Source organism: Heliobacterium mobile (assembly GCF_009720735.1).
GTDB classification, from domain to species: domain Bacteria; phylum Bacillota; class Desulfitobacteriia; order Heliobacteriales; family Heliobacteriaceae; genus Heliobacterium; species Heliobacterium mobile.
The window spans coordinates 129,177-135,719 of the sequence record NZ_WNKU01000009.1 but is presented as its reverse complement, the minus strand read 5'-3'; the positions used below and the strand labels follow the sequence as shown (position 1 = coordinate 135,719).

General features: G+C 44.5%; 7 protein-coding genes. 4 read left to right on the top strand and 3 right to left on the bottom strand.

Going from position 1 to position 6,543, the window contains the following annotated elements:
- The first annotated feature begins 94 nt into the window (after positions 1-94).
- From GJ688_RS09825 to GJ688_RS09815, 3 genes are all read left to right on the top strand, one after another.
- Positions 95-523: a hypothetical protein gene (locus tag GJ688_RS09825; protein WP_155476370.1), complete on the top strand. Its 429-nt coding sequence runs from the start codon at positions 95-97 to the stop codon at positions 521-523.
- Between the two features lie 187 nt (positions 524-710).
- Entirely contained in the window at positions 711-1,067 is a 357-nt protein-coding gene (locus GJ688_RS09820; protein WP_155476369.1) for a hypothetical protein, read from the top strand.
- Positions 1,068-1,577: 510 nt separating this feature from the next.
- On the top strand, positions 1,578-2,720 hold the full coding sequence (locus GJ688_RS09815; RefSeq protein WP_155476368.1) for a 1-propanol dehydrogenase PduQ: 1,143 nt from the start codon (positions 1,578-1,580) through the stop codon (positions 2,718-2,720).
- A 286-nt stretch (positions 2,721-3,006) separates the two neighbouring features.
- On the opposite strand, the gene GJ688_RS09810 is transcribed toward GJ688_RS09815, so the two are convergent.
- From GJ688_RS09810 to GJ688_RS09800, 3 genes are all read right to left on the bottom strand, one after another.
- A complete protein-coding gene (locus GJ688_RS09810; protein WP_155476367.1) occupies positions 3,007-3,399 on the bottom strand; it encodes a hypothetical protein in 393 nt (130 codons plus the stop codon).
- 7 nt (positions 3,400-3,406) lie between these two features.
- Complete coding sequence (locus GJ688_RS09805; RefSeq protein WP_155476366.1) at positions 3,407-4,666, bottom strand: NAD(P)/FAD-dependent oxidoreductase; 1,260 nt, start codon at positions 4,664-4,666, stop codon at positions 3,407-3,409.
- Positions 4,667-4,901: 235 nt separating this feature from the next.
- Positions 4,902-5,810 (bottom strand): LysR family transcriptional regulator, encoded by a 909-nt coding sequence (locus GJ688_RS09800; protein ID WP_155476365.1) that lies wholly within the window; start codon positions 5,808-5,810, stop codon positions 4,902-4,904.
- Between the two features lie 265 nt (positions 5,811-6,075).
- Between GJ688_RS09800 and GJ688_RS09795 the strand changes: the two genes are divergently transcribed.
- Positions 6,076-6,435 (top strand): PTS glucitol/sorbitol transporter subunit IIA, encoded by a 360-nt coding sequence (locus tag GJ688_RS09795; RefSeq protein ID WP_170291844.1) that lies wholly within the window; start codon positions 6,076-6,078, stop codon positions 6,433-6,435.
- Positions 6,436-6,543 lie beyond the last annotated feature (108 nt).

Below are 6,543 nucleotides of genomic sequence, written 5' to 3'. Positions count from 1 at the left end.
AGCGATAATCGAAGCATCCCTATGAATGAACGAGAATATCACACTTAGTTGTGTCTAATAAATCGGGAAGACCTCAGAGGAGGTCATTCCATCAATGAACCGAACTTGGTCAAAATCAATGATAGCCTCAGCCGTCGTTGTCGGTTTACTGTCGCTAACTGGATGTTCTAATTCCAACTCCGACATCGGAAGCACGGTCAATAACGTAGTTGACAAAGTCCAATCGGCATCTTCCAGCGAAATTGCCAGCCAACTCAGTGTTGTACTTCAGAACAAAATTGAACAGGTAAAAACCAAGAATGAAAAGGTCGTAAATTCGGACGGTACGATTAACTGGGATGAACTGGGGAAAACGGAGTTTGTGGATTATCCGATAGCTAGCGTGTTCGGCTGGGATTATAAAGCTACACTTCAGGGAAATGGCACCGTCGAGGTTATGCAGGTAAATCAAAACACAGGCGAGAAAAAAGTTTTTGCGACTTATAAAGTGGAGTTCGTTGACGGCCAAGTAGCTGTTAAGTAACTGGAATATACCACTTTCGATAACGGCAAAAAGAAAAGCAGTTTAGCAATACCGCTAGACTGCTTTTCCTTATTGTAGTCTAGCTTTTCAGTCCCATTAGCTGGTTGGAAGATACCAGTCAGGAAACGTCCTTCCACTGCTAGTCACACAGGAAATTACACAGCTCATTGGTGATATCATAAAAAGTGTGGAAGATGTGAATAAACAGGGACACAATTCTGAGGTCATCGTAGAAAGACAAGAAAAAAGTGTTCAACAACTCCATCAAGTCTTTTTGGATATCAATACTAGTACCGACGACATGGTTCTAAAAGTCATGGATGTCGGAGAAAAAAGTAAGGAAGTTCAGAATGCAGTGAACATATTAAATGATGCTATGCGTCAAATCGCTGCCGTTACGCAAGAGACGTCTGCCGGCTCGCAAGAGGTAGCATCATCGACGGAACAACCAACCGCCAATATCGAGCAAGTTTCTACTATGACGAACAGGGTAGCCGATATGGGAATGAACTTACAGCGACTAATGGGACAGTTTAAGTACTAAATAGACATCCATACGCTAGAGCGGTACCATCAGGGCAATGAAAATGATAAATTTAAGGATAGGAAAACTATTAACATTGAACTGTTGATGAGTTAGTCATAGATGAGTTAGTATAAATAGAAGAAGTTTTTACGTAATAAGCCCGGTGGTACTTTTACATTAAGTATCCCGGGTTTTTTGCGCTTCTCAGTCCTGAAGTAAACCTTACGATAAAGGAAATAAGGTTGGTTAATAAATGGGCATCAATCCGATAATTGGCTTAACTGATGATTCGTGTATTACTTCAGATCATATCTGTCATAAAAAAAATGCATTGTATTTATAGCTGGAGAGCCCTTATAATGCACGTAAGTGAAAGTGAGATTATTCGCAAAATAGTGCTATAAAAACAAGAAAGTGATAATTGCACTACAGCATTGAGGGGTATAATCCCAAAAAATATGCTGAATAAGGACACTTTCAACTCGAAAAATCAAATGTAACAATGAAAGAAGTGCAAGGGGAGTATGTATGAAAAAATTTAGTATGAAACCTAAAGTGGTATTTGAAGCCGGTTCGATCAAATACCTGTCGACCTTGAAGAAAGGTAAAGCTTTTGTAATTACCGATCCCTTTATGATCAAAGCGGGATTTGCCGCAAAAATCCTCGAACTCTTGGTGAGCAATGAGATTGAATACACCCTTTTTTCGGACATAAAGCCCGATCCGCCTATCGAGACAGTCTCTCTAGGTGTGGAACAGATGATCAAAGCGGCCCCCGATATGCTGATCGCTCTGGGCGGTGGCTCTACCATCGATGCCGCGAAAGCGATCTTGATGTTTACGCAAGACCTATCGAAAAAAAGCGGCGTTCCATATAAAAGACCGAAGTTCATCGCCATCCCGACGACGAGTGGGACTGGCTCTGAGGTTACCTCTTTTTCGGTGATTACCGTAAATAATCAAAAAGTTCCTCTGGTTCATCTGGATATGTTACCCGACGTGGCTATCATCGATGCAGACTTGGTAAAGACGGTACCGCCGCAAATCACCGCTGATACAGCGATGGATGTGCTGACGCATGCCTTTGAGGCTTATGTTTCGAAAAAAGCCTCCGATTACTCCGACGCAATGGCTGAAAAAGCGGTGAAACTGGTTTTTGCGTATATCGTGAGAGCCTATAAGAATGGTAACGATATCGAAGCGAGGGAGAGACTTCATAACGCTTCCTGTTTGGCCGGGATGGCATTTAATAACGCCATGCTGGGAATCAATCATAGTATCGCTCACGCTATGGGTGGTGTTTTCCATATTCCCCATGGCCGGGCTAACGCCATATTGATGCCTCATGTGATCGCCTACAATGCCAACTTGGAAAGTGAAACCGATACGGTGACCGCGGCTAGATACGCTGAACTGGCCAAAATTCTTGGCCTTCCAACCCGTTCCGTTCGGGAAGGCGTCCTCAGTTTAATCTGTGCCGTAAAAATTCTGTTGGCGGAAACGAATACGCCAATGACTTTAAAGGACCTCGGTATCAGCAAAGACGATTTTATACAAAAGGTTGACGCTTTAGCTGATGCAGCTCTGGCCGATAAATGTACAGACACAAACCCTCGAAAGCCGAACAAAGAGGAAATCGTTAAAATTATCATGTCTCTTTATGAGGGGTAATAATATAGGGACTAGTCAATGCAGAGAAAAAAACTTTCTCTGCATTATCAGTAGACTAAACACTACTATAATGAGAAGGCCCTAGAAGACATTGACCTGCGACTGGGCGCGTGAGGTCAGACTTTAGGGCCTTCGTCTTGTTTCTTTCAGTACGACAAGCGGAATATCTAACTTATAGAGCAACTCTTTGCCTAACCATCTTCGTAAGGGATTGATAGAAAAAAACTGGGTACATTGGTATGTACCCAGGCCATTATCGGAGGTATAGGACGACACTTTATCAGAACTATGCACAGGCGAGGTCTTTTGTTGCAAAGGGGAGCGAATAAATCAGATGTAACAACTCGACCCATTCATCGGCACTGAGGTTCAAGGAATATTTATCTTCAAGCTCGGTTTGTATGGCGCTCGCAGCCGGTTTGGGGTATTTTTTATATCGCCAACTGCCGATGGTGACCGTAAAGGGTCGATCCGAAGAGGGGCCGATATGATGACTGATATGAACGAGGTGACCATTGGGAAGCCGCAGATATACCGTTTCATAATTGGGATAAATGTGGCTTTGCTCGATATATTCATAATAAGTTTCAGGCAACAAGTCACGGAGGACAGAAGGCTTACTGTGGAACAGCCGCTTCCAAAACTCGCGCATGATCATCGCTTCTTTCTTACGATTCATGGTAGATTTACTTGCTACCTGAAGCTTGTGTATAAGTCGTCGGCATAACGTATGTTGAAAGCTTGCCTTTGCCGAAAATGAGTTTGGGGCTGCCTAACATGAGCATATACCGGATATCGATGATGGCTTTCATGATCATGGCCATCGTTCCTCGTACCTTAATCCCGAAGACCTTACCGACGGCGTCGTGGGCACCGAGGGAAGCGACGGCCCCTTTCATAAAGGGAACAAAAGTCTTTAATTCCTGGCCGCCGCGCAGGAGGGTCACAATGTTTTGGGCACAAACGTCAGACTGCAAGATAGCAAGTTGTGCTGTTGGGGGATAGGGTCGGCCTGTGCCTTTGTCTAGAAAAGCGGAGCAGTCGCCTAGGACAAAGACGTTATCATAACCGGGAATACGCAGGTCCTCTCCCGCGGGAATTCTTCCTCGCTGCGCTTCAAAGGCGCTACCGCAGACGACGCTATTTCCCTGAACACCGCCGGTCCAGATGACCGTAGCCGACTCGATTCTCTCTTCGCCCGCTTCGGTGAGTAAGGTCACCCCTTGCGGATCCACTGATTTGATCCGGGTCGACAGGCGGAATTCAACACCTAATCGTTCTAAGGATTGTTTCGAATAATCGGCCAGGTCAGGATCAAATCCAGCTAAAATTCCAGGAGCAGCTTCCACGTTGAGCACTTGAACACGGCGGGGATCGACGGCGTACTGTTCACAGAGAACGGGAATCCGTTCTGCCAACTCGGCGGCAAACTCAATGCCGGTAAATCCGGCGCCTCCAACGATGAAAGTCAACTTTTCCTGCTCATCGTTACTATCGGCAAAGTCGGCAAAAAGAGCTTCAATCTTATGGCGAATCTTGCGAGCACTGTTCATGCTGCGGATGGTTAAGGCATGCTTCATGATCCCGGGAATCCCGAAGGTTGCTGGTTCAAATCCAAGAGCGACGACCAGGTAATCGTAGATGAGCGCTTCTCCATGGCTAAGGATCACGCGGTGCTCTTCTTTTTGAACTTCCAGCACCGTATCTTTAATGAGATGGACTCGGTCCGTATCAATAACATCCTTAATCTGAATGGTGATGCGATCGTCATCGCCCGTTCCGGCAGCCACCTCATGCAACCAAGTGGTCAGGTAGTGATAATTGTGTTTATTGACGAGAACAATCTCAGCCTCGTCGCTCGAGAGAAGGTTTTGCAGGCGTCGGGTCGTTAAGATTCCGGCATAACCGGCACCTAATACGACAATGCGAGGCTTTCCAGCTTTCATGACTGTTCCCTCCACTAAACGATAAATTAAGAATTTCACAACCTGGGTTTAAGAAAAGGCAATATTGACATTGTAGAAGCTTTGGTCAACATCGCCTGCGTTTTTGTTTATGCTATGATTATAGTTGAAAGTCGTTTATGAATAAAATGCATATTCTGCATGGCAGGTATAAATAAAAGACATACATATGTTTGAACTATGGACAGAAAGTAAAAATCCATGACGGACATGCCGGTCATGGATTTTTGTTTTGTACGATGAAGGATAAAAACTCTTTTGCCGCTGCCGGCAATGGAATCGATTTATGGTGTACTACACCGATATACCTTGGCGGAATCGGTTCCAACGGTGTGATCTCGAACAGGGAAGAGTCTCTTAATTCCTTGGAGATAAAATTTTTAATTACGCAGGCCACACCGAAGTCGATCAAAGCAAACTGGATGAGTAATTCAAAGTCGCTCAACTCGAATTCGGGCTTGATTGAAAGATTGTGTTGAGCAAGATATTTTTCGAAATAGATTCTAGAACTGCTGGCCTTTTCCAGGAGAATCAGTGGATATTGAAGGATCTCTTTGATCGATCGCGGTATCTCCGCTAATTCTCGAAACTTTTCACCGACGACGAAGCAGTCTTGGATCTTCATCACTTCGTAAACGGCCATTTGGTCCAGAGAGTATTGGTCATTGACCACGGGAAGATGAATAAATCCGATGTCCAGTTCACCCTTTTTGATCATCTGGATGATTGATGGGCTGTTTTGGTTGGTCACATGAATCCGAATCCCGGGATGAGCCCGTTTGAAATTTTTGAGGTGGGGAGGGAGAAAGTGTTTGCAGATCGTATCGCCGGCGCCAAAGGTGATCTCACCTTTTTGTAATCCCTTCACATCAGAGATGGTTTTTTCACCTAACGAAATAAAATTGAAAGCCTGCTCAATATAGGGGTAGAGAAGTTCCCCTTCTTTCGTCAGTTTGACCCCTTTTGGGGTTCTGAAAAAGAGTACACAACCGCACCTTTCCTCCAGTTGTTGGATGGCCCGGCTCACGGCAGGTTGCGTGATAAACAGTTGCTCCGCAGCTCTTGAAATACTGCCTTCCTTCGCCACTAAATAGAAGGTACGATACAGTTCCGTGTTAACAAACATATGCTCTCCCTTTATATCAACTATGTTGAATAAGCATTATATTATTTGTGTAAGGTCAACTATAATGAACCTGTGAGTGAAAATGAATATATTCACAAACAGCCCATTTCATCGTAGGACCATCTGCGTTTAAGTGTAACATATGTTACACCACCGTAGAAGAGAGTTGTTCCCTCCGCATCCCGCATGTCTCAAGAAAGTCGCGGGTCGTTACAGGGGACGCCTATCATTGACAAATGAAAAAGGGATAGAGGGGGTGTATCTAATGAAAAAATATGAAGTTGTAGTGAATGAAATCGGTGAATCCATAGCCCAGTTGTTGATTCAAGATATGCTGGTTCTCTTTGACGAAGATGCGCCCACCGATCTCTCAGGCTTTGCCGTATGTCATAGCAAAGGGAGTTTTACTGAGCAGGTAGCGGTCGGCGACATGTTTTACCTCGGCGATCGAAGCTATAGGATTACGGCTGTCGGACATCAAGTGAACCACATCCTCAACCAGATGGGTCATGCCACGATAAAGTTTGACGGTGCTGATTTGACTCGCCTACCTGGTTACATTCATGTAAAAGGGGATGATCCCGTTCATATTTCCCTTGGAGAAAAAATCGTTATTGCATCGTAAAAAAAGCACAATCGCTCATCAGTACTGCACTTCTAAATTCCCCGTTGTTGGGAGAGCAAACTCACATTTGAGTAGCTAACTTCTAACCTCCGTTACCATATATATAAA